The sequence below is a fragment of the Sphingomonas ginkgonis genome, assembly GCF_003970925.1.
Lineage (GTDB): Bacteria > Pseudomonadota > Alphaproteobacteria > Sphingomonadales > Sphingomonadaceae > Sphingomicrobium > Sphingomicrobium ginkgonis.
In genome coordinates this window covers 2357698-2378380 of the sequence record NZ_RWJF01000001.1, presented here as the reverse complement: position 1 = coordinate 2378380, position 20683 = coordinate 2357698, and the positions used below count along the sequence as shown (strand labels likewise).

Sequence of the window (20683 nt, the reverse complement as noted above, 5' to 3'; positions counted from 1 at the left end):
CATAGGACAAACTGTCCAATGGGCGTTCCGCTCCCGACGACTAGATGGGCACTATCGTGATCGATCGATTCTCTCGCCTTCGCGCCCGGCCTGCCCGGTTCCTCGCGCTCGTGGCGCTGCCGCTGCTCGCCGGCTGCAGCTCCGACGTGCTCAACCCGGCGGGCTATATCGCGCAGCAGCAGCGCGATATCATCCTCATCTCCACCGCGCTGATGCTGCTCATCATCGTCCCGGTGCTGGTCCTCACGGTGGCGTTCGCCTGGCGCTACCGGGCGAGCAACAAGGACGCGACCTACGATCCGCATTTCGACCATTCGACCGCGCTCGAGCTGGTGATCTGGTCGGCCCCGCTGCTGATCATCATCGCGCTGGGCGCGCTGACCTGGTGGAGCACCCACCTGCTCGACCCGTTCCGGCCGATCGAGCAGGCGTCGGCCACCGAGAAGGTCGCACCCAACGCGAAGACGCTGCGGATCGAGGTCGTCTCGCTCGACTGGAAGTGGCTGTTCATCTACCCCGACCAAGGGATCGCGACGGTCAACGAGCTGGCGCTTCCGGTCGGCGTCCCGGTGCGGTTCGACATGACCTCGACCAACATGATGAACACGTTCGACGTGCCGACGCTGGCAGGGATGATCTATACCATGCCGGGGATGCGCAGCCAGCTCCACGCCATCCTCAACCGGCCAGTGGAAACCATTGGTTTCTCGGGCAATTACAGCGGCGCAGGCTTCTCCGACATGGTCTTCAAGGTGCACGGGGTGCCGGCGGCGGACTTCCAGCGCTGGGTCGGCCGGGTGAAGGCGAGCCCGCTGCCGCTGAGCGACTCCAATTTCGCCAAGCTGGTGCGCCCCAGCGAGAAGGTGAAACCCATCTATTTCTCGTCGGTTGCGCCCGATCTCTTCCGGCGGGTCTACGAGCGCTGCGTCGAGCCGGGCAAGCCCTGCATGTCGGACATGATGCGCCACGATCAGGCGGGCGGCGGCGGCAATCCGCGCGACATGCGGTCGGGCGGCGGAATGCCGGCAGGCCGCGACACCGACGCCATCTTCGGCACCAAGCCCAAGGGCGCGCTGCAGAAGAGCCCGGAGGAGAAGGGCAGCAGCCCGCACCTCACCACGCCGCGCGGCAGCGAGCCGCCTGGGGCGACCAACCCGGGCAGCAACAGCAACCGCAACATGACCTTCAACGACCCCAGATATTCGCCGGCGAGCGCCGGGGAGCCCGTGAATGTTTAGCCAGAGCCTTCTCAAGACCATCTTCGGCCGCCTGACGATCGACAGCTTCCCGATCCACGAGCCGATCGTGCTCGTGACCTTCATCGTCGTCGCGCTGGGCGGGCTGGCGGTGGTCGGCGCGATCACCAAGTACCGGCTGTGGGGCTGGCTGTGGCGCGAGTGGTTCACCAGCGTCGACCACAAGAAGATCGGGATCATGTACGTGATCCTCGGCATCGTCATGCTGCTCCGCGGCTTCGCCGACGCGCTGATGATGCGGGCGCAGCAGGCGGTCTCGTTCGGTGCGAACCAGGGCTATCTTCCTGCCCATCACTACGACCAGATCTTCACCGCCCACGGGACGATCATGATCTTCTTCGTGGCGATCCCGCTGGTCGTCGGGATCATCAACTTCGTCATGCCGCTGCAGATCGGCGCGCGCGACGTCGCCTTCCCCTTCCTCAACAATTTGAGCTTCTGGCTAACCGCGGCGGGTGCGGCGCTGGTCATGACCTCGCTGTTCGTCGGCGAGTTCGCGCGGACCGGATGGCTCGGCTACGTGCCAGTCGGCAACCTCCAGAACAGCCCGGACACCGGCGTCGACTATTATCTCTGGTCATTGCAGATCGCCGGGGTGGGAACGACCTTGTCCGCGATCAACATGGTCGCGACCATTCTCAAGATGCGCGCGCCCGGCATGACGATGATGAAGATGCCGGTCTTCTGCTGGACCGCGCTGTGCAGCAACGTGCTGGCGGTCGCCATCTTCCCGATCCTCACCGCGACCTTCGCGATGCTGCTGCTCGACCGCTACATCGGCACCAACTTCTTCACCAACGATCACGGCGGCAGCCCGATGATGTACTGGAACCTGGTGTGGATCTGGGGCCATCCGGAGGTCTACGTTTTGATCCTCCCGGCGTTCGGGATCTTCTCCGAGGTGACCTCGACCTTCACCGGCAAGCGGCTGTTCGGCTACTCGTCGATGGTCTACGCGACGGTGGTCATCACCATCCTGTCCTACCTGGTGTGGCTCCACCATTTCTTCACCATGGGCTCGGGCGCGAGCGTCAACAGCTTCTTCGGCATCGCCACCATGGTGATCTCGATCCCGACCGGCGCGAAGATCTTCAACTGGCTCTTCACCATGTACCGCGGCCGGATCCGGTTCGAGCTGCCGATGATGTGGGTCGTCGCCTTCATGCTGACCTTCACGGTCGGCGGGATGACCGGCGTGCTGCTCGCGGTGCCGCCGGCCGACTTTGTCTTCCACAACTCGCTGTTTCTCGTCGCCCACTTCCACAACGTGATCATCGGCGGGGTGATCTTCGGGCTGTTCGCCGGGATCGACTACTGGTTCCCCAAGGCGTTCGGGTTCAAGGTCGACGAGTTCTGGGGCCGCGTCCATTTCTGGGGGTGGGTGATCGGCTACTGGCTCGCCTGGACTCCGATCTACGTCGCCGGGCTGATGGGCGCGACCCGCCGCGTGCGGCACTTCGACGACCCGACGATGCAGCCGCTGTTCGTCCTCGCCGCGATCGGCGCGGTGATCATCGCGATCGGCATCCTTGGCGGGCTGCTCAGCATCGTTGTCGGCTACATGAAGCGCGACCAGCTGCGCGACACGACGGGGGACCCGTGGGACGGTCGGACGCTCGAGTGGGCGACCTCCTCGCCGCCGCCGGCCTACAACTTCGCCTTCACCCCGGTCGTCCATGACCTCGACGCGTGGTACGACATGAAGCAGCGCGGGCACGAGCGGCCGAGCGACCGCTTCCAGCCGATCCACATGCCGCGCAACAGCGGGACGGGCGTGATCCTGTCGGGTCTAGCGCTGGTCATGGGGTTCGGGATGATCTGGTACATCTGGTGGCTCGCCGCGATCGCCTTCGCCGGGCTGCTGGTCGTCTCCATCGCCCATACCTTCAACTACAACCGCGACTATTACATTCCCGCGGAGGAGGTGGCCGTCACCGAACGGGCGCATGACGCTGCGCTGGCCGGAGCCGCGGCATGAGCGGCGGCGCGGTGACCGCGGAGGGCGCGGCCAACCCGACCTTTTACCAGGTCGAGGCGGAGGACCATCACCACGAGACCGGCGGTGCGACGCTGCTCGGCTTCTGGATCTATCTGATGAGCGACGCGCTCATCTTCGCCACGCTGTTCGCGACCTACGGCGTGCTGGGGACCGGCTATGCGGGCGGTCCGACCCCGCGCGAGCTGTTCGAATTGCCGCTGGTGGCGGTCAACACCTCGATGCTGCTCTTCTCCTCCATCACCTACGGGTTCGCCATGCTGGCGATGGAGCGGGGCAAGCTGCGCCAGACCCAAGTCTGGCTGCTGGTCACGGCGCTGTTCGGGATGGCCTTCGTCGGCATTGAGCTGAAGGAATTTGCCGGGCTGATCGCCGAAGGAGCGGGGCCGGACCGGAGCGCCTTCCTGTCGGCCTTCTTCACCCTCGTCGGCACGCACGGGGCCCACGTCACCTTCGGGATCCTCTGGATCGGGATCATGCTGGTCCAGCTCGCCCAGCGCGGGCTGATCCCCGAGAACAAGCGACGGCTGCTCTGCCTCAGCCTGTTCTGGCACTTCCTCGACGTGATCTGGATCGGCGTCTTCACCTTCGTCTATCTGATGGGAGTCCTGCGATGAGCGCGCCCGACGCCGACAGCCAGGCGGCGCTGCACGCCCACGGCGACACGCCCGGCCACGGATCGATGAAGAGCTACCTGATCGGCTTCTTCCTCTCGGTCGTGCTGACCGCAGTGCCCTTCTGGCTGGTGATGACCGGCGCGCTCGGCAACGCGCAGGCGACGGTGATCGCGATCGTTGCCATGGCCATGATCCAGATCATTGTTCACATCGTCTGCTTCCTCCACGTCAACCGCAGCGCGGAAGGGGGCTGGACTCTAGTCTCGCTGGTGTTCACCTCGGTGGTGCTGCTGATCATGGTCGTGGGCTCGCTGTGGATCATGTACCATCTCAACTCGAACATGATGCCGATGTCGGCCGGCGGGAACGGGGGCATTCCGTAAGCGAGCGGTCCCGGCCCAAGCGGCTGGCGCTGCTCGCGCTGGCGCTGTTTCTCGTGGCGCTCTTCACTGGGCTTGGCGTGTGGCAGGTGCAGCGGCGGGCGTGGAAGCTCGACCTCATCGCGCGGGTCGACCAGAGGGTTCATGCGGCGCCGGCGCCCGCGCCGGGTCCAGGCGCCTGGGCGGGCCTGACCCGGGACAATGCCGAATACCGACGGGTGCGGATCGCGGGGACCTTGCTGAACGATCGCGAGACGCTGGTCCAGGCGGTGACCGAACAGGGCGGCGGCTACTGGGTCATGACCCCGCTCCGGACCCGGTGGGGCAGCGTGTTCGTCAACCGTGGCTTCGTCCCGCCCGAGCGGAGATCGCCTGCGAGCCGGGCGGCGGGTGAACTGCCGGGCTTAGTCGCCGTTACCGGGCTGCTGCGGTTCAGCGAGCCGGGCGGGGGGTTCCTGCGCAGCAACCGTCCGGACGCCGACCGCTGGTATTCGCGTGACGTGGCGGCGATCGCCCGGGCGCGCGGGGTTGCCGGGGCGGCACCCTATTTCATTGATGCCGACGCGACCCCGGTACCGGGCGGCTGGCCGCAGGGCGGGCTGACCGTGGTTTCCTTCCGCAACGCGCACCTCCAATATGCGCTGACTTGGTTCGGGCTGGCGTTGCTGTCGCTCGCCGGGGCGTGGATCGTATGGAGGCGCGGCTGATGGATGGAGCGCCCACGACCTCTCCGGTGCCGGCGGCAGCGCTGCCGCCGACCCCCGATACCGCCGCGGAAAACCTGCGTCAGCTGGTTCAGCTCCGCTGGCTGGCTGTCGCCGGGCAGATCGCGACTATCCTCGTCGCGCACTTCCTGCTTGGCGTGCCGCTGCCACTCGGCGCGATGCTGGGGATTGCAGCACTCCTGGCGGCAGTGAACCTCGGCACACTGGTCAGCCTGCCACGGCACCGGATCACCAACGTCGAGATTACCTTCGCGTTGCTGTTCGACATGGGGGCGCTGGCGCTCCAGCTCTATCTCAGCGGCGGGACGACCAACCCGTTCAGCCTCCTCTTCCTGCTCCAGGTGGTGCTCGGCGCGATGCTGCTCGAGCGCTGGTCGGTGTGGCTGCTGGTGGTGCTCGCGACCTTCTTCTACGCCGCGCTGGGACTGGTTCACTGGCCGTTGCGGCTGCCCTCCAGCCTCGTCGCCGACGCGGGCCTGCTCTACGGTCTCGCGGGATGGATCAGTTTCGCGCTGGCGGGGCTGCTGCTGACCCTGTTCATGGGCCGGATCAGCGGCAACCTGCGAGCCCGCGACGCTTACCTGGGCGAGCTTCGCGAGCGGGCGGCGGAGCAAGAGAACATCGTTCGGATGGGGCTGTTCGCCTCGGGCGCCGCGCACGAGCTTGGGACCCCGTTGGCGACCCTTTCAGTGCTGGTCGGCGACTGGCGCCGGCTGCCGCGGATCCGCGAGGATCCCCAGCTGCTCGCCGAAGTCGAGGAGATGCGCGGCGAGGTCGAGCGCTGCAAGGCGATCGTTACCGACATCCTCCATTCGGCGGGCGAGCCGCGCGGAGCGCCGCTCGCGCGCGAATATGCCGGAGCATTCGTCCAGGCGATCGCGACGGAGTGGCGAGTGACCTATCCCGCGACCGCGCTGCTGGTCGACGACGCGGATGTCGGCAGCGCCACGCTGGCTGTCGAGCCCGCGCTCCGGCAGGCGGTGTGGAACCTGCTGGAGAATGCCGCCGAGGTGTCGCCCGGACAGGTCGGGCTGCGCGCGGTTCGGCGCGGCGAGCGGCTGGTCATCGCGGTGGAGGACAGCGGCCCTGGCTTCGCATCCGGTCAGCTCGAGCAGATCGGCCGGCCGGTCCCGTCGAGCAAGGGTGAGGGGCGGGGCGTCGGGCTGTTCCTTGCCGCCAATGTCGCGCGCCAGCTCGGCGGCCGGCTCGAGGCGCGCAACCTGCGTGGCCGCGGCGCCGAGGTGCGGATTGAGCTGCCCGCGGGTTCCGACGACGCCAGGGAAGTGCAGGCATGAGCGAGACGCGGCGGCTGGTGATTGTCGAGGATGACGCGACGTTCGCGCGGACGCTGCAGCGCTCGTTCGAGCGGCGCGGCTATGCGGTGCTGCACGCCGCGAGCCCCGACGCGCTCGCGCGGCTCCTCGACCGCGAGCGGTTCGAATTCGCGGTGGTCGATCTGAAGCTCGGGACCGCCTCGGGGCTGGGCTGCGTCGAGCAGCTCCACGCGCATGATCCAGCGATCCGGATCGTGGTGCTGACCGGCTTCGCCAGCATCAGCACCGCGGTCGAGGCCATCAAGCTCGGCGCATGCTATTATCTGCCCAAGCCGGCCAACACCGACGACATCGAGGAGGCGTTCGGGCACGGCGAGGGTGATGCCTCGGCCCCGGTCGCGGGGCGCCCGACATCGATCAAGAACCTGGAATGGGAGCGGATCAACCAGACGCTGTCCGAAACGGGGTTCAACATTTCGGAGACCGCACGGCGGCTGGGAATGCACCGGCGCACGCTGGCGCGAAAGCTGGAGAAGCGGCGGCTGAGCTGAGGCGGCCGAGCGGCGCTCGGTTCGTGCCGGCGGCAGGAGCTGAAGGCTCTGCTGGCCATGTTGGGGCAGTCGGCTCCCGCTCCCTTCAGCTCCTGCACGCCGGCGACCGGTCCGGTGTGGTTCGGGCGTAGCGACGACCAGTCCCGGGTTCCGGCCTTGCTATTCATGCGACTGCGCCGAGGCCGTGATGGCGAGCGAGACGTTCAGGATTGCTTCGCAGCCTCCAGCCTCTGGCCTATTCTTCCGCATGGTCGGTGAGGTCTAGTAGGCCAGGCGACCTAAGCCCGATTGCCGACGTCATCGTCGGGTATCGTGGTCGGGGGTTCTGCTTGGCGTCATTGCGGGCGGCAGGGAAACTTGGTCGCTCGGGAGCCTCGTCGGCGGGACGACGTTGTTCGCTCATGCTCGGCCGCCTCAGCAACAGCAGAGACCCGCGCGGCGATGCCGCGGCAGCGATGCGCGAGGCGCTGGCGTGGTTCGATCCGGCGCGCCCGATGGTCGTACTGGGTCATTTCGACGCCGATGGGCTGAGCGCCGCCGCGCTGCTGGTGCGGGCGCTGGAGGCTCATGGGCGCCATGCGGTGCCGGCGCTCGTCGGGAAGGGCGAGGGGCCGTGGGACGAAGCGGTCCGCGACCGGCTGGCGGTGCTCGACCCGGGCGGGCTGATCGTCGCCGACCTGGGCACCCGGCCCGAGCCGGTGCTGCCCGGCTGCCCGACGCTGGTAATCGACCACCATGTCCCGACCGGTGAGCCCGAGGACGCGATCACCATCAGCGGCAACGGGCTCGACCCCGAGCCGACCACCGCGCTGCTCGCCTGGTGGGCGGCGGGCGCGCTGGACGCCGACGAAGGATTGTTGTGGCTGGCGGCGATCGGGCTGATCGGCGACATGGCGGAGAAACGCGGCTTCCCCGAACTCGCCGACGCGGAAAAGCGGTTCGGCAAGACCGCGCTTAAGGACGCGGTGTCGCTGCTCAACGCGCCGCGGCGGACAGGCGCGGCGGATGCTGGCCCGGCGCTCCGGCTGCTGCTCTCCAGCGACGGGCCGAAGGAGATCACCAAGGGGACGGGCGAGGACGCGCTAGCGCTCCATACCGCCAAGGCCGAGGTCCGCACGGCGATGGAGGCGGCCAAGCGCGCCCCGCCGCAGATCGCCGGCGACGTGGCGCTGATCCAGCTCGACAGCGAATGCCAGATCCACCCGCTGGTCGCGCAACAGTGGCGTATGCGGCTCAAGGACAAGATCGTGATCGCCGCCAATCGCGGCTACCGTGCGGGCTGGGTCCATTTCGCCGCGCGCTCGGCGAGCGGACGCAACCTCATCGATTTTCTCGCCGAACACCGGCCGGCGAATGCCGACGGGCGCTACGGCAACGGCCACGCCCAGGCGACCGGCGGCGCGCTCCGAAGCGCCGACTGGAACGCGTTCATTGCCGGGCTCGGCCTCCCTCAAGCACAGGTGCCAGCATGACCGACCCCAGCTACCCGCTCCGCCTCGGCTTCCCCGTCAAGGTGATGGGCCGCGGCGGGATGAAGACACAGGATACCCGCCGCTGGCAGAAGGACCCGCACCTCAAATGCTCGCTCGAGCTGCTCGACCCGGTGCTCGACTATCTCCACCGCGAGGGCATCGACATGTACCGGATGTCATCGGACATCGCGCCCTACGCGACCCACCCCGACATGCCGCAGTTCCATTCGATGGTGGCGGACAGCAACGCGGAGCTGCGTGCGTTCGGGGCAAAGGCGCGGGGCTACGGCATTCGCCTGTCCTTTCACCCGTCGCAATATGTGCTGCTGAACGCGCCCGACCCGGAGCTTACCCGCAAGAGCATCTGGGACCTGTCGAGCCAGGCCGAGATGCTCGACCGGATGGAACTGGACGACGAGGCGGTCATGGTGACCCATGTCGGCGGGGTCTACGACGACCGCGAGGCGAGCCGGGCGCGGTGGATCGATGGATGGAGCCAGTGCCCCGAGCATGTCCGCCGCCGGCTGGTGCTGGAGAATGACGACATCCGCTTCTCCGCCGCCGACGCGCTGTGGATCCACGAACGCACCGGAGTCCGGCTCGTGTTCGACTATCAGCACTTCTGGTGCTTGAACCCCGAGCGACTGGACCTGCGCGACACGCTCGAGAAGTTCATGGCAACCTGGCCGAACGGGGTGCGGCCCAAGCTGCACTTCTCCTCACCGCGGACGGAGATGCGCGAGCTGAAACAGAAGATCACGCCCAAGCAGCGCGAGGCGGCGAAGGCCGGCAAGGCGAGCAAGTCCAAGGCGCTGCTCAAGGGACCGGTCAAGGCGACCGCGCGGGTCAAAACGGTGCTCCGCCCGCCGATCTGGACCGGGCACGCCGACTTCACCAACCCATTCGAGTTCGCGACCTTCATGCGGACGGCGGAAGGACTGGTGTTCGACGTGATGCTGGAGGGCAAGTCGAAGGACCTGAGCCTGCTTCGGCTGCGGCCCGACCTGCTGCGCTTCGCGCCCGACGTGGCGGCGCGGTTCGGGATTACCGAGGCCGACGCCGCCGATCTCGCCGCTGACGAGGCGGCTCTCGAGGCCGGGGTCGACGCCGAGCAGCAGCCCGACGTCGACGAGGGCCTGGCGATCGCCGCCGAGTAGGCTGCCGCTAGCCGCGCGGCGCCGGCAGGCAAGGCGTCGGCGCGCCGATCGGAACCAGCTTCAGCCGCTGGATAGTAAGCCCGAACGCGCCGCTCGACTGGATCTGGACCGGGGTGCGCACCGCGCGGAAGTTGGCGCCGCGGTCGGCATAGCAGCGCAGCGGCACCAGCAGGTGGACCGGACCGGCCTTGCCGAGCGCGGCGCTCGCGTCGAGCGCCTGGCCGGCCACGCCGAGCGTGACGGCCGCGCTCGCCGGGCGGGTGACGATCATGTCGGCCTGGAGCCCGAAGGCTCCGGTCAGCTGGCGGTCGAGGTCCGCTTCGGGTCCGTCGATCGAGACTGCGCCGGGGCCGGTCCACTCGATCGCGAGCGAATCCTCCTGCGCGGCGACATCGACCGGGCGAGCGCGGACCAGCGAGAGCGGGCTCGCCGAGGCGGCGCCGCGGACCGGCCGCGATCCGTTGGCATCGACCAGGGTCATTGCCCAGGGCGCGAGCGTCTGGCCGCGATCGAAATAGCTCTCGACGTTGAGCGCCTGCGAAAGATCGATGCCGGGCGTCTCCGCGAGCGGTCCGACCCGGCCCGGCTTGGCGTAGCTGAGACCGTAGCCGCGAGCGAACAGCGGATTGACGACCGGCGAGCGCGCGTCGCGCGGCCAGGCGTAAGGCAGTCGGCCGGTGAAGTCGCGGGTCGGGCGGCCGCCGCGCGCGGAGACCAGCACGTCGGCGACGCCGTCGCCCTGCGTGCCGGGGAGCCATGCGGCGACGAACGCATCGGAGGCATTGATCTCGGCCGAGGTGAACAGCGGGCGGCCGGACAGGAAGACCGAGACCACCGGGATCCCGGCGGCCTTGAGGCGCCTGAGCAGCGCGAGATCGGTCTGTGCCTGCGGCTGGTAGGCGAGCGTGGCGATGTCGCCCTGGAACTCGGCATAGGGCGGCTCGCCGAACACGACGATAGCGACATCGGGCTTTTGGCCGTAACGGCCGTCGGCGGCGAGCTCGGCGCTGCCGCCGCTGGCCCGGACCGCGCTGCTGATCCCGTCCCAGATCGTCCGGCCGTTGGGGAAATCCTTCTTGCTGGTGTCGCTGCCCTGCCAGGTGATGGTCCAGCCGCCGGCCTGTTTGGCCATGTTGTCGGCGCCGTCACCCGCGACCAGCACGCGGGCGCCGGGTTTCACCGGGAGAATGCCGTTGTTCTTGAGGAGGACGAGGCTCTTGGCGACAGCCTCGCGGGCGATGGCCCGGTGCGCCTCGCTGCCGAGCTCGGCGGGAACGTCGCGGACCGGGCGGCCGTCGAGCAATCCGAGCTTGGCCTTGACCCGGAGGATGCGGCGCACTGCATCGTCGATCCGCGCCATCGGGACGCGCCCGGCGCGAACGTCGGCGATGGTGTTCTCGTAAAGGCCTTTCCAGCTGTCGGGTGCCATGAACAGGTCGAGCCCGGCATTGTAGGCGGCGGGGCAATGGATGGTGGTGCAGCCCTCGACCTGGCCATGGGCGTTCCAGTCGCCGACCAGCAGGCCCTTGAAGCCCATCCGGCCCTTGAGGACGCCGGTCAGCAGCGACTGGTTGCCGTGGTTCTTCTCGCCATTCCAGGAGGAGAAGCTGACCATGACGGTGAGCGCGCCGGCGTTGATCGCGGCGGGGTAGCCTTGGGCATGCTTGGCGATCAGCTCGGCTTCGGAGATCCGGGCGTCGCCCTGGTCCTTGCCGCCGAGAGTGCCGCCGTCGGCGAGAAAATGCTTGGGGGTGGCGGCGACATGGTTGCCGTCGACCGGGCGGCCGACAACCAAAGAGCCCTGCAGGCCAAGAGTCATGGCGCGGGCGTAGGAGGCGACCAGCTGGGGATCGGACGAGAAGCCCTCGTAGCTGCGGCCCCAGCGCAGATCCTGCGGAACGGTGATGGTGGGGGCGAAGGTCCACTCGATCCCGCTGGCGGTGACCTCGGCGGCCGCGGCTGCGCCGATCCGCTGGATTAGCGCCGGGTCATGGGTGGCGCCGAGCGCGACATTGTGGGGGAAGATGGTCGCGCCGGGGACGTTGGAATGGCCATGGACGGCGTCGACCCCGAACAGGATCGGGATGCCGCCCGATGCGCGCGAGTGGGCGCGGTACTGGCGGACGAGCTCGGCCCATTTCGAGGAGGAAGCGCGCTCGTCGCCGAACGGGCCGCTGTTGCCGCCAGCGAGGATCGAGCCGAGGGGATAGGTGTCGAGATCCTCCGGCTTCATCGTGCTGATGTCGCCCTGGATCGTCTGGCCGACCTTCTGCTCGAGCGTCATGCCGGCCATCATCCGGCTGATCCGCGACTCGGTGGCGGCGTCGGTGAAGGTCGCGGGGCTGGCTGCGACGGGCCAGCGCGCCGGATGAGCGACCGGGCTCAGCGCCGGAGCCTGCGCCTGGCTCATGGCGGCAGGCCCGCCGAGGCCCAGGACTGCGGCCAGCGCGGTCGCTCCGCGCCACTTGGTTGCGACCATGACTCTCCCCCTTCGATCTTTTTTGATAACGTTCACAATTGCCGAAAGCGGAGACCGATGCAAGCGGAGTCGTGCGACGATCAGTCGAGCCGGAGGCGGAGCAGCACGGCTGCCGGGATGACCATTGCCACGGCGAGGCCGGCGAGCAGCCCGGAATAGCCGAAGTGGCCGATCACGGCGACGGCGAGCAGCGGCGTGGTCAGTGAGGGCAGGGTGTTGGTGAGATTGAAGACACCGAGGTCGCGGCCGTAGTTCGCCGGTCGGGGCAGCTTCTGCATGGCGAAGGTCGAATGCAGCGCTAGGAAGCTGTTCGAGCCGGTCAGGAAGGTCGCATAAGCGACAACGATCAGCGTCCAGTCGTGGAAGATCGCCATGCCGGCAAGGCCGGCGGCCATCATCGCCAGCATCGCCAGCAGCGGGCGCTTGCGCCGGCCGGTCCGGTCCGACACCCGCCCGAGGCCGAGCGCGACAGGGATGGCGAGCATCTGCACCGAGGCGTTGGCGAGGCCATATTCGGCGACGCTGAGCTGGCCACCCGAGCGCTCGCGCAGCACATAGTAGATGAAGAGAAACAGCAGTCCCTCGGCGACTTGCACCACCAGCCGCGCGATCCACAGCGCGAGGAGAGTCGCGCGGCCATGCGCGGGGCTATCGGTCGCAGGGGCGGCGGCATGGGCGCGGGCGGCGATCGGCTTTGCCCGGCCGAGCAGCAGCAGCGGGATCATGCAGGCGACCACCACCCCGGTGATGACCGCGAGTTGCGCGGGAAGGTGCGGCGGGACGGCCGAAACGGCGAGCAGCGACAGCGCGGCGCTGGCCGGGCCGAAGGCGAGCAGCCCGCCGAACGCACCCTTCTGGCGGTCGGGTACGCTGTCGGCGAAATAGGCGGCGAGCGGCCCGAGCAACATGTTGAGCGCCACCTGCCAGGCGACCACCGAGGCGAGCAGGGTCGGGGCGTCCTCGGCGCGGGTGACCAGCCAGGTACCGAGCGTGGTGAGAAGGAGGCCGGTGCCGAACCAGGCGCGCCGCACCCCGCTGCGATCGCTCAGCCAACCCCACAGGATGTTGGAAAGGCTGGCGGCGATGGCCCCTAGCGTCGCCGACAGCGCGAGCCAGTCGCGGTCCGCGCTGCCCGTCAGCTCGGTCAGCCGTATCGGCAGTAGCAATGTGAGGAAGGGGGTGTAGGCGATGCAGCCGCCCGCCCAAGCAAGGGCAAAGGCGATCAGCAGGCGGGTCGGCTGCCGTTCGTCGGTGGTCATCCGCGCGGTGCGGGGCCGGTCGAGGCGCGCACCGCCAGCTCAAAATTGATGATGTGCGGAAGCGCGGCGCTGTCGCTGCCTTCGATCAGCAGCCGGGCGGCGCAGGCGGTCATCGCCGAGACCGGCTGCGAGACGGCGGTCAGCGGCGGAACGCTGGTGCGGGCGATCGGCGTGTCGTCGAAACCGACAACGGAGAGGGCGTCGGGCACCATCAGGTCGCGCTCGCGGGCGACCGCTAGCACCGCCAGCGCCATCTGGTCACTGCTGGCGACGATCGCCGTTGGCGGGCGGTCGAGTGCGAGCAGCCGGCGGGTCGCGGCGGCGCCGGACTCGAAGCCGAAATCGCCCTGCTCGAGGAGCTCCGGGTCGCGGTCGAGACCGAGCCGCTCAACCGCCGCGCGGTAGCCGGCGACGCGTTCCTCGGAGAGCCGGTATTCGGGATCGCCGGCGATGAAGGCCACGCGGCGGTGGCCGTGGCCGGCGAGATGCTCGACGGTCCGGGCGGCGGCCTCGAGATCGTCCATTCTTATCAGCGAGCCGCCGAGCCCCTCCCATCCGCCGATCCGGGCGCAAGGCACGCCATGCTTGTCGAGCAGGCGGACGATGGTCGCGTTGTCGCTGTGCGGCGGGGTGAGGATCACACCGTCGGGGCGCAGCGCGGCGAGCGCCCCGGCCAGCTCGCGCTCGATGTTGTCGCTGTGGGTGTCGACCAGTTCGAAGATCAGCCGGTAGCCGTGCTCGGCGCAGGTCAGCATGCCGCCGAGCAGCATCTGGTCGACCCAGTCGGTGCCCTCGCGCAGCTGCCAAGTCTCAATGGTGCGGTCGCGGTCGTTGAGCGCGAGCAGGAGATAGGACTTGCTGCCGCCCATCCGCCGAGCGGCGATGCTGGGCGAATAGCCGAGCGCGGCGACCGCTTCCTCGACCCGGCGGCGCGCTTTGTCGCTGACGTTGGGGCCCTTGTTGATGACCCGGCTAACGGTCTGCAGCGAGACGCCGGCGGCTGCGGCAACCTCGCGGATGGTGATCTTGCCGGGCGGCTTCACGGCGAAGTCGTTCATGCGGCGAGGGGTTTTTCGGCGCGGCAGTGCTGGTCGAGGAAAGCCTGATGGGTGGGCAGCTGCTGCACGGTCCGGCCGATCGCCTGCTCGAGCCCACGGAGGTCGCGGGCGAGCGCCGCCGGCTCGGCATTGGCGACGCTCGGGTGCGGGCGGCGCGGCAGCACGCCCATGCCGTCGAGCACGGACTGCCAGCTGACCGCGCTAAACAGGCCGTCGAGAACCTCGGGTAGCATGCCGGCATCGGCGAACATGGCGACCCGATGGCGCAATCCGGCCGGCAATTCAATCGAGGCGACATCGCGCCAGAAGGGCGCGTCGCGGCGCCGGGTCAGGCTGTAGTGGGCGATGATGAAGTCGCGAATCTCGACATAGTCGCCGGTCATTCGCCGGTTGAACTCGGCCGCCAGCTCGGGCGCGCGGCTGGTGCCGGGGAGATAGCGGAGGAGGAAGTCGATGGCGCGATAGACGAGGTGGATCGCGGTCGATTCCAGCGGCTCGATGAAGCCGGCGGACAGGCCGGCGGCGACGACGTTGCCGCGCCACATTTCGCGCCGGGCGCCGGTGGTGAAGCTCAGCAGCATCGGCTCGGTGACCGGCCGACCCTCGACCTTCGCGAGGAGAATGGAGCGGGCCTCGTCGGCGCCCATGTGGCGCGAGGAGAAGACATGGCCGTTGCCGGTGCGGTGCTGGAGCGGGATCCGCCAGCGCCAGCCAGCGTCCTGCGCCTCAGCGAGGGTGAAGGGGGGCGGCGGACCGATGTTCTCGGTCTGCACCACCACCGCGCGGTCGCACAGGAGGAGGTCGGACCAGTCGTCGAGCGGGACCTCGAGCGCTTGGCCGAGGAGGAGCGAGCGGAAGCCGGTGCAGTCGACGAACAGGTCGGCGGCGATCCGCTCGCCGCTGCGCAGAACGATGGCGGCGACCTGGTCGCCCTCGGCCTCGACTCGGTCGACCAGCCCTTCGGTGCGCACCACGCCCTTGCCCTCGGCGAAGCGGCGGAGGAAGGCGGCGACCCGCTTCGCATCGACGTGAAGCGCATAGGCGGCACCGCCGACCGGCGTTGTCGCGGCCTTGAACGGGAGCATGAAGCGGCCGGCATCGGCCATGACGCTGGCGGGCGCGAGCGACTGCAGCTCGAGCGAGGGGTCGGCGGTGCGGGCGCGCAGCCACAGCTGATAGGGATCGACCGGCGGATTGGGCGCGCCGATCGCGCCGAACGGGTGGAAGTAGGAGCTGCCACGATCGAGCCAGTCGTCGAACCGGATGCCCAGCTTAAAGCTGGCCTGGGTCTCGCGGATGAACTCGCTCTCGCTGATCCCGAGGCGGGCGATCAGCTGGAGGAAGGGCGGGATGGTGCTCTCGCCGACTCCGATCGTGCCGATCTCCTCGGATTCGACGAGGCGGATGCGGAACAGGTGGCCGGCATAGTGGCCGAGCAGCGCAGCGGCGATCCAGCCGGCGGTACCGCCACCGACGATGCACAGGTTCCTGATCGGCCGGCCGCTCTCCTCGTTCATCCGTGCACCTTGTCGAGAAACGCCTGGTGGGAGGGCGAGGCGGCGACCTGGCGATCGATCACCGCGCGGATGCGGTCGAGGCCCTCGCCGGTGAGACCCGCCGGGACTGTGGCGAGCGCCGGGTGGAGCGAGCGGGGAATGCGCTGGAAGCCGGCGTACATGGCGAGCCAACTGGCCGGGTGGAACATCTCCCAGCGATAGCGGACGAACTCGCCGCGGGCATCCCACAGCGCAAGCTTGCGCTCCAGTGTCGGTGGTACTGCCATGTCGCGGCAATGAACCCAGAAAGGCGTGTCGTCGCGCCGGGTCAGCTTGTAGTGGAGAATGATGAAGTCGCGCACCCGCTCCATCTCGCGAGCGGTGGCGTCGTTGAACTCGTCGGCGAGCGCGGGGTCGAGGTCGCGGGTCGGGAACAGCTCCTTCAGCCGCTCGATCCCGGTTTCGATCAGCGCGATGGAAGTGCTCTCGAGCGGCTCGAGAAAGCCCGAGGCGAGGCCGAGCGCGACGGTGTTGCCTTGCCAGGCGCGGGTGCGGCGGCCCGATCGGAACGGGATCGACAGCGGATCGCGCAGCGGCTTGCCGGGGAGATCCGCGAGCAGCGCCGCGGTCGCCTCGTCGGCGCTGAGGTGGCGGGTCGAATAGACATAGCCGTTGCCGGCGCGATGGCGGAGCGGGATCCGCCACTGCCAGCCGTAGTCGCAGGCCTTGGCGCGAGTGAAGGGCGGGGGATCGCCCGCCTTCCATTCGCTCTGCACGGCAACGGCGGCGTCGCACGGCAGCCACTCGCTCCAGTCCTCGAAGCCGACGCCGAGCGCTTTCTCAATCATCAGGCCGCGGAAGCCCGAGCAGTCGATGAAGAGGTCGGCGGCGAGCGTGTTTCCGTCGGCGAGGGTGACGCTGCGGACCATGCCGGCGTCCGCCTCCACCGAGATGATGCGGCCCTCGACCCGCTTGACCCCGCTGTTGACGGCATAGTCGCGCAGCAGCCGGGCAAAGGCGGCGGCGTCGAGGTGGAGCGCCCAGTCGAACACGGCGAAGGGAGTGCGCGGCGTATCGCGCGGCGGGATCGCCATGCGCCCGCGCTCGGCAAGCTGCGCGCCGAACGAATAGTCGTTGATCGGGCGCTCGTCGCCGCCACGCCGGCGTTGCAGCCAGAGGTGGTGGAAGCCGAGTTCGCCATAGTCCTCGCCATAGAGGCCGAAGGGATGGATGAAGCCCTCGCCCTTGCGGTGCCAGTCTTCGAACAAGATGCCGAGCTTGGCGGTGGCGCCGGTGGCGCGCATTACCGTCTCGTCGCTGAGACCGAGGCGGGCGATGAAGCGGCGGATGGTCGGGATGGTTGCCTCGCCGACCCCGATGGTGCCGATCTCGTCGCTCTCGACGAGGGTGATGACGAGGCCTGAGCCATGGAAATGCTTGGCGAGCGCCGCGGCCGCCATCCAGCCCGCGGTACCCCCGCCGACGATCAGGACCGAGGCGATCCGGGCAGGGTCGGCGTCGCTCATGCTGGGGGACTGACTAGTCATTGTCCGTCCGTTTGGCGAGGAGCCAAAAAAACCGGCGGCGCGCCGCAGCACGCCGCCGGCAGGAGAGGCCCGTTAGAACTTCGCGCGGAGGCCGATCGAGTAACGCGGTTCAAACTGGTTCGACGACGAGAATTGCTGATGCTTCTTGTCGAACTGGTAATAGTATTTCTCGATCTCGCCGAGGATGTTGGAGCCGTTCGCATAGAGCGAGATGTTCGGCGTCAGCGCGTAGGTGACGTTGACGTCGACGTACTGCGCGGTGTCCTGGAAGATCGGGATGCCGTCGACCCGACCGCTGAGGCGCGGCGAGCGGCGATTGTAGGCAATGCGGGCCTGCAGGCGGCTGTCCTGGTACCAGAGCGCAGCGTTGTACTGGAACTTGCTGTTGTCCGGGAACGGGAAATACTCGCCGTCGAGTTGTCGGCCGGACGACTTGTCCTTGTTCGGCGCGTAGGTGAAATTCGCGTCGATGCCGAAGTTATGCAGGAAATTGCCCGGCGATGTCAGGTCGCTGAACGCCAGCTTGGTGCCCGCTTCGATGCCCTGAAGCTTGCCGCTGCGGCCCTGAACCGGGCGGGTGAACGGCACGGTGCGGCGGATCACGCCGTCGCTGTCCGGGAACTGGCCGTCGTTGAGCGTCTGTGTGGTGACGAAGCTGGCGATATCGATCTTGAACAGGCCAACGTTCACGATCGAGGCGCGACCCGGGTACCATTCAAACGCCAGGTCATAATTGGTGGCGCGCCATGGCTCCAGGAACGGGTTGCCGCCCGAGGAGGCGCTGGTGACCTGCCGCTGGCCGCACGGCGCGTCGGTGGCGACGCGCTTGGTCGGGTCGCACTGGGCATCGTTGGTAGCGATGGTAAGACCGCCGCCATAGCTGCCGAGATCGAGCGGCATCATCGTCTTGGCGAAGGCCGCGCGCAGCTTCATCCGCCGGTTGATGTCCCACTGCGCGTTCACCGACGGCAGCCAGTCCCAGTAGCTGTTCTTGGTGAAGGTGTCGCCGGTGTCGGTGTTGGTGTCGCCATAGGGCACCGTCGGGCCGGTCTGGTTCTGCTTGACGTTCAGGCGGGTGCGGATCGCCTTCAGCCCAACATTGGCCTTGATGTTGTCGCCGAAGTGGAGCGCCGCGTTGCCGTAAAAGCTGACGTCGTGGAAGGTGACGTCATAGGTCGAGCCCGGGATGATGACCGGGAAGGCATTGCCGAACACCCGCGTCTGGAAGGCGAGGGGATCGTTGAAGTCCTTCGGGTCAGCGACCCAGATACCCGGGAAGCCCTTCGTCTGGCTGCCGAAGTCCGACAGGAAATAGACGTTGTTGTACTGGTTGAGCGCAGTCGGCTTCCAGGCGGTGTAGCCCTGGAAGATGGTCTGCGGGTTGGCCGCGCTGACCGGCAGCGCCGGGTTGAATGCCGGGTTCGGTACCTGCTCGCCGGCGGTGCAGCCCGACGTGTTGTCGAGCACGACGTCGATCGCCTTCCACTGCACGGCGCAGCCCGCCGGGTCGCTCGCCTGGCCCGCATAGAGCCGCGAGAAGAGGTGATAGACGACGATCGAAGTCTTGCGACGGGAGGCGCGGGCGCCGAAGTCTACCCGGCCGAGGAAGCCGAACAGGCCGCCATCGCTATGCTTCTCGAAGTCGTAGCTGCCGTCGGCGCGGAGCGCGTAGAGGTCCGAGTTGTTGCGGTTGTTGCCCTCGGAGCTGAACGCCGCGACGGTGTAGCTGCCGAGATTGGCCATATAATCGGCCAGGCTCTTGCCCGGCCCGAGGCCGCCGACGGTCGGCAGGACGGTGTTGAAGCCGCTCCACCGCACGTCGTTGTTGCTGAGGTCAATGTGCAGCAGCGGGTCGCCGGCATAACCCTGCGGGTTCGGGTTGACGTAGCGGCCGCCGTTCGAGCCGACGATCGCGTTAGAGTAGCGACCCGGATACTGCGAGGCGATATTCGACGGGTAGAAGGTCCCGCGAGTGCGGTCGGCGGGATTGCGGAACAGCGTGAACGTGCGATCCGGGTAATACTGCCAGTTCGACAGATCGCCCTGAACCTGACCGTTGGTGTTGAGGTAGTTGGCCTTGGCGTAGATGCCGCGGACGGAGCCGGTGAAGGCGCCGCCATTGTCCCACTTCAGCTCGCCGCTGAAATCCTTCGAGTTTGAATGGATGCTGCGGTTGACGCTGAACGAGTTCACCCACCAGGCGTCGAGGTCGTATTGGTCGACGTCGAGCCAGGGCTGACCGTTGCTGCCGTTGACCGAGGTGGTCTGGCTCTGGGTCGGAGTGGTCCAGCCGAGACCGGTCCAGCGGTTCGAGATGTTCATGCCCGCGCGCAGGTCATGCTCGATGAACTTGGTGTAGAAGCCCTCGCCGGTGAAGGTCAGGCCGGGCACCATCTCCCACTGAACCGCGCCCGAGATACCGAGACGGCGACGCTCGACCTCGCGATGGAAGGTCTCGTAGCCGTGCGGCGCGATCCAGTTCTGGCCCGAGCCGCCCCAATCGTTGTTGCCGAAGATCCCACCGCCCCAGCCGGCATAGTTGTTGCCGAGGGTCGCCTTGGAATAGGCGGCGCTGATCAGCGCGCCGAAGTTGCCGTGGCGATAGTTGACGAGGCCGCTGGTGAGATAGTCCTTGCCCTTGGTCTGCGTGCCGCGATCATACTCGGCCTGACCAGAGACGGTCAGCCCGTTGCGGAAATCGAGCGGGCGACGGGTGCGCAGGTCGACTGTGCCGGACACGCCCGAGAGCGCGTTGCGGAGGTCTTCCGACTTGTAGACGACCACGCCGCCGAGCAGCTGCGCGGGGACGTCGTCAAGGTTCGGCTGGGCGGTCCCGAGATTGCCCGGCGAGAGGTACTGCTCGCCGTTGATGAGCGTGTAGACCTGCGGAAGACCGCGGATGTTGAGGGTCGCGCCTTCGCCGGCGCTGCGCTGGACTTGGATACCCGGAATGCGTTGCAGCGAGTCGGTGATGGTAACGTCGGGGAGCTTGCCGATGTCCTCGGCGGTGATTGCGTCGACGATCGCGTCGGCCTTGCGCTTGATGTCGATCGACTTGGCCTGACTCGCGCGGATGCCGGTGACGACGATCGCGTTGGCGTCGGTCTGGTCGGACGGCGCGCCCGCGGCGACCGCCGGCGGAGTGGTCGTGGCCGGCGACGGCGACGAAGGCGGCGCTTCCTGCGCAAACGCTGGCGAGGCGATGATGGTGGTGCAGAGCAGGCCCGCGACTCGGGCGGCGATACGGGTCATCCCGGTAATTCTCCCCTCTTTTCGCGGCCCTCCGTGTCTACCGGCCCCCGGCACCCGTCAGATCCGCGCATGCCTTTCCTGACATGTTGGTGACACTGCTACCTCAGATTGTGAATGTTCACAATATCCATTCCGGTGTCAGCCTTTCTTGTGGCTTTTGCGCC

15 protein-coding genes are annotated in these 20683 nt (G+C 68.0%); 9 read left to right on the top strand and 6 right to left on the bottom strand.

Annotation, left to right across the window (positions count from 1 at the left end):
* The first annotated feature begins 56 nt into the window (after positions 1–56).
* From cyoA to uvsE, 9 genes are all read left to right on the top strand, one after another.
* Positions 57–1238 (top strand): ubiquinol oxidase subunit II, encoded by a 1182-nt coding sequence (gene cyoA / locus HMF7854_RS11495; RefSeq protein ID WP_239016950.1) that lies wholly within the window; start codon positions 57–59, stop codon positions 1236–1238.
* Entirely contained in the window at positions 1231–3234 is a 2004-nt protein-coding gene (gene cyoB, locus HMF7854_RS11490; protein ID WP_126719219.1) for a cytochrome o ubiquinol oxidase subunit I, read from the top strand. Before cyoA ends, cyoB begins: the two co-directional genes overlap by 8 nt.
* Positions 3231–3869: a cytochrome o ubiquinol oxidase subunit III gene (gene cyoC / locus HMF7854_RS11485; protein ID WP_126719218.1), complete on the top strand. Its 639-nt coding sequence runs from the start codon at positions 3231–3233 to the stop codon at positions 3867–3869. The genes cyoB and cyoC overlap by 4 nt, the downstream gene beginning before the upstream one ends.
* Positions 3866–4252: a cytochrome o ubiquinol oxidase subunit IV gene (cyoD, locus tag HMF7854_RS11480; RefSeq protein WP_126719217.1), complete on the top strand. Its 387-nt coding sequence runs from the start codon at positions 3866–3868 to the stop codon at positions 4250–4252. The genes cyoC and cyoD overlap by 4 nt, the downstream gene beginning before the upstream one ends.
* A gap of 44 nt (positions 4253–4296) precedes the next feature.
* A complete protein-coding gene (locus HMF7854_RS11475; protein ID WP_476712811.1) occupies positions 4297–4956 on the top strand; it encodes an SURF1 family protein in 660 nt (219 codons plus the stop codon).
* Positions 4956–6269, top strand: a complete 1314-nt coding sequence (locus HMF7854_RS11470) for an ATP-binding protein (RefSeq protein ID WP_126719216.1) — start codon at positions 4956–4958, stop codon at positions 6267–6269. Before HMF7854_RS11475 ends, HMF7854_RS11470 begins: the two co-directional genes overlap by 1 nt.
* Positions 6266–6799, top strand: coding sequence for a response regulator transcription factor (locus HMF7854_RS11465; protein WP_126719215.1), 534 nt, complete (start codon positions 6266–6268; stop codon positions 6797–6799). Before HMF7854_RS11470 ends, HMF7854_RS11465 begins: the two co-directional genes overlap by 4 nt.
* A 401-nt stretch (positions 6800–7200) precedes the next feature.
* Positions 7201–8271 carry a single-stranded-DNA-specific exonuclease RecJ gene (locus HMF7854_RS11460; RefSeq protein ID WP_126719214.1) on the top strand — a complete coding sequence of 357 codons (1071 nt, stop codon included), beginning with the start codon at positions 7201–7203 and terminating at the stop codon, positions 8269–8271.
* Positions 8268–9428, top strand: a complete 1161-nt coding sequence (gene uvsE / locus HMF7854_RS11455) for a UV DNA damage repair endonuclease UvsE (RefSeq protein ID WP_126719213.1) — start codon at positions 8268–8270, stop codon at positions 9426–9428. Before HMF7854_RS11460 ends, uvsE begins: the two co-directional genes overlap by 4 nt.
* A 7-nt stretch (positions 9429–9435) precedes the next feature.
* Here the strand turns inward: uvsE and HMF7854_RS11450 are convergent, their stop codons facing one another.
* The 6 genes from HMF7854_RS11450 to HMF7854_RS11425 form a co-directional block, all read right to left on the bottom strand.
* The gene (locus tag HMF7854_RS11450) at positions 9436–11907 is read right to left on the bottom strand and encodes a glycoside hydrolase family 3 protein (RefSeq protein ID WP_126719212.1); all 2472 of its coding nucleotides are present in this window, start codon (positions 11905–11907) and stop codon (positions 9436–9438) included.
* 80 nt (positions 11908–11987) lie between these two features.
* Positions 11988–13166 carry an MFS transporter gene (locus HMF7854_RS11445; RefSeq protein ID WP_126719211.1) on the bottom strand — a complete coding sequence of 393 codons (1179 nt, stop codon included), beginning with the start codon at positions 13164–13166 and terminating at the stop codon, positions 11988–11990.
* Positions 13163–14224, bottom strand: coding sequence for a LacI family DNA-binding transcriptional regulator (locus tag HMF7854_RS11440; protein ID WP_126719210.1), 1062 nt, complete (start codon positions 14222–14224; stop codon positions 13163–13165). The genes HMF7854_RS11445 and HMF7854_RS11440 overlap by 4 nt, the downstream gene beginning before the upstream one ends.
* Positions 14221–15741, bottom strand: a complete 1521-nt coding sequence (locus tag HMF7854_RS11435; protein WP_126719209.1) for a tryptophan halogenase family protein — start codon at positions 15739–15741, stop codon at positions 14221–14223. The genes HMF7854_RS11440 and HMF7854_RS11435 overlap by 4 nt, the downstream gene beginning before the upstream one ends.
* A complete protein-coding gene (locus HMF7854_RS11430) occupies positions 15738–17246 on the bottom strand; it encodes a tryptophan halogenase family protein (RefSeq protein ID WP_126719208.1) in 1509 nt (502 codons plus the stop codon). Before HMF7854_RS11430 ends, HMF7854_RS11435 begins: the two co-directional genes overlap by 4 nt.
* 93 nt (positions 17247–17339) lie before the next feature.
* Positions 17340–20519: a TonB-dependent receptor gene (locus HMF7854_RS11425; RefSeq protein ID WP_126719207.1), complete on the bottom strand. Its 3180-nt coding sequence runs from the start codon at positions 20517–20519 to the stop codon at positions 17340–17342.
* Between the last annotated feature and the right edge of the window lie 164 nt (positions 20520–20683).

What these genes read in the sequence shown, in the direction of transcription:
- HMF7854_RS11425 (WP_126719207.1), bottom strand. Translation starts at nt 20,519, where the DNA reads ATGACCCGTATCGCCGCCCGAGTCGCGGGCCTGCTCTGCACCACCATC.
- uvsE (WP_126719213.1), top strand. Translation starts at nt 8,268, where the DNA reads ATGACCGACCCCAGCTACCCGCTCCGCCTCGGCTTCCCCGTCAAGGTG.
- HMF7854_RS11435 (WP_126719209.1), bottom strand. Translation starts at nt 15,741, where the DNA reads ATGAACGAGGAGAGCGGCCGGCCGATCAGGAACCTGTGCATCGTCGGT.
- cyoC (WP_126719218.1), top strand. Translation starts at nt 3,231, where the DNA reads ATGAGCGGCGGCGCGGTGACCGCGGAGGGCGCGGCCAACCCGACCTTT.
- HMF7854_RS11470 (WP_126719216.1), top strand. Translation starts at nt 4,956, where the DNA reads ATGGATGGAGCGCCCACGACCTCTCCGGTGCCGGCGGCAGCGCTGCCG.
- HMF7854_RS11440 (WP_126719210.1), bottom strand. Translation starts at nt 14,224, where the DNA reads ATGAACGACTTCGCCGTGAAGCCGCCCGGCAAGATCACCATCCGCGAG.
- HMF7854_RS11460 (WP_126719214.1), top strand. Translation starts at nt 7,201, where the DNA reads ATGCTCGGCCGCCTCAGCAACAGCAGAGACCCGCGCGGCGATGCCGCG.
- cyoB (WP_126719219.1), top strand. Translation starts at nt 1,231, where the DNA reads ATGTTTAGCCAGAGCCTTCTCAAGACCATCTTCGGCCGCCTGACGATC.
- HMF7854_RS11465 (WP_126719215.1), top strand. Translation starts at nt 6,266, where the DNA reads ATGAGCGAGACGCGGCGGCTGGTGATTGTCGAGGATGACGCGACGTTC.
- HMF7854_RS11430 (WP_126719208.1), bottom strand. Translation starts at nt 17,246, where the DNA reads ATGAGCGACGCCGACCCTGCCCGGATCGCCTCGGTCCTGATCGTCGGC.
- HMF7854_RS11450 (WP_126719212.1), bottom strand. Translation starts at nt 11,907, where the DNA reads ATGGTCGCAACCAAGTGGCGCGGAGCGACCGCGCTGGCCGCAGTCCTG.
- HMF7854_RS11445 (WP_126719211.1), bottom strand. Translation starts at nt 13,166, where the DNA reads ATGACCACCGACGAACGGCAGCCGACCCGCCTGCTGATCGCCTTTGCC.
- cyoD (WP_126719217.1), top strand. Translation starts at nt 3,866, where the DNA reads ATGAGCGCGCCCGACGCCGACAGCCAGGCGGCGCTGCACGCCCACGGC.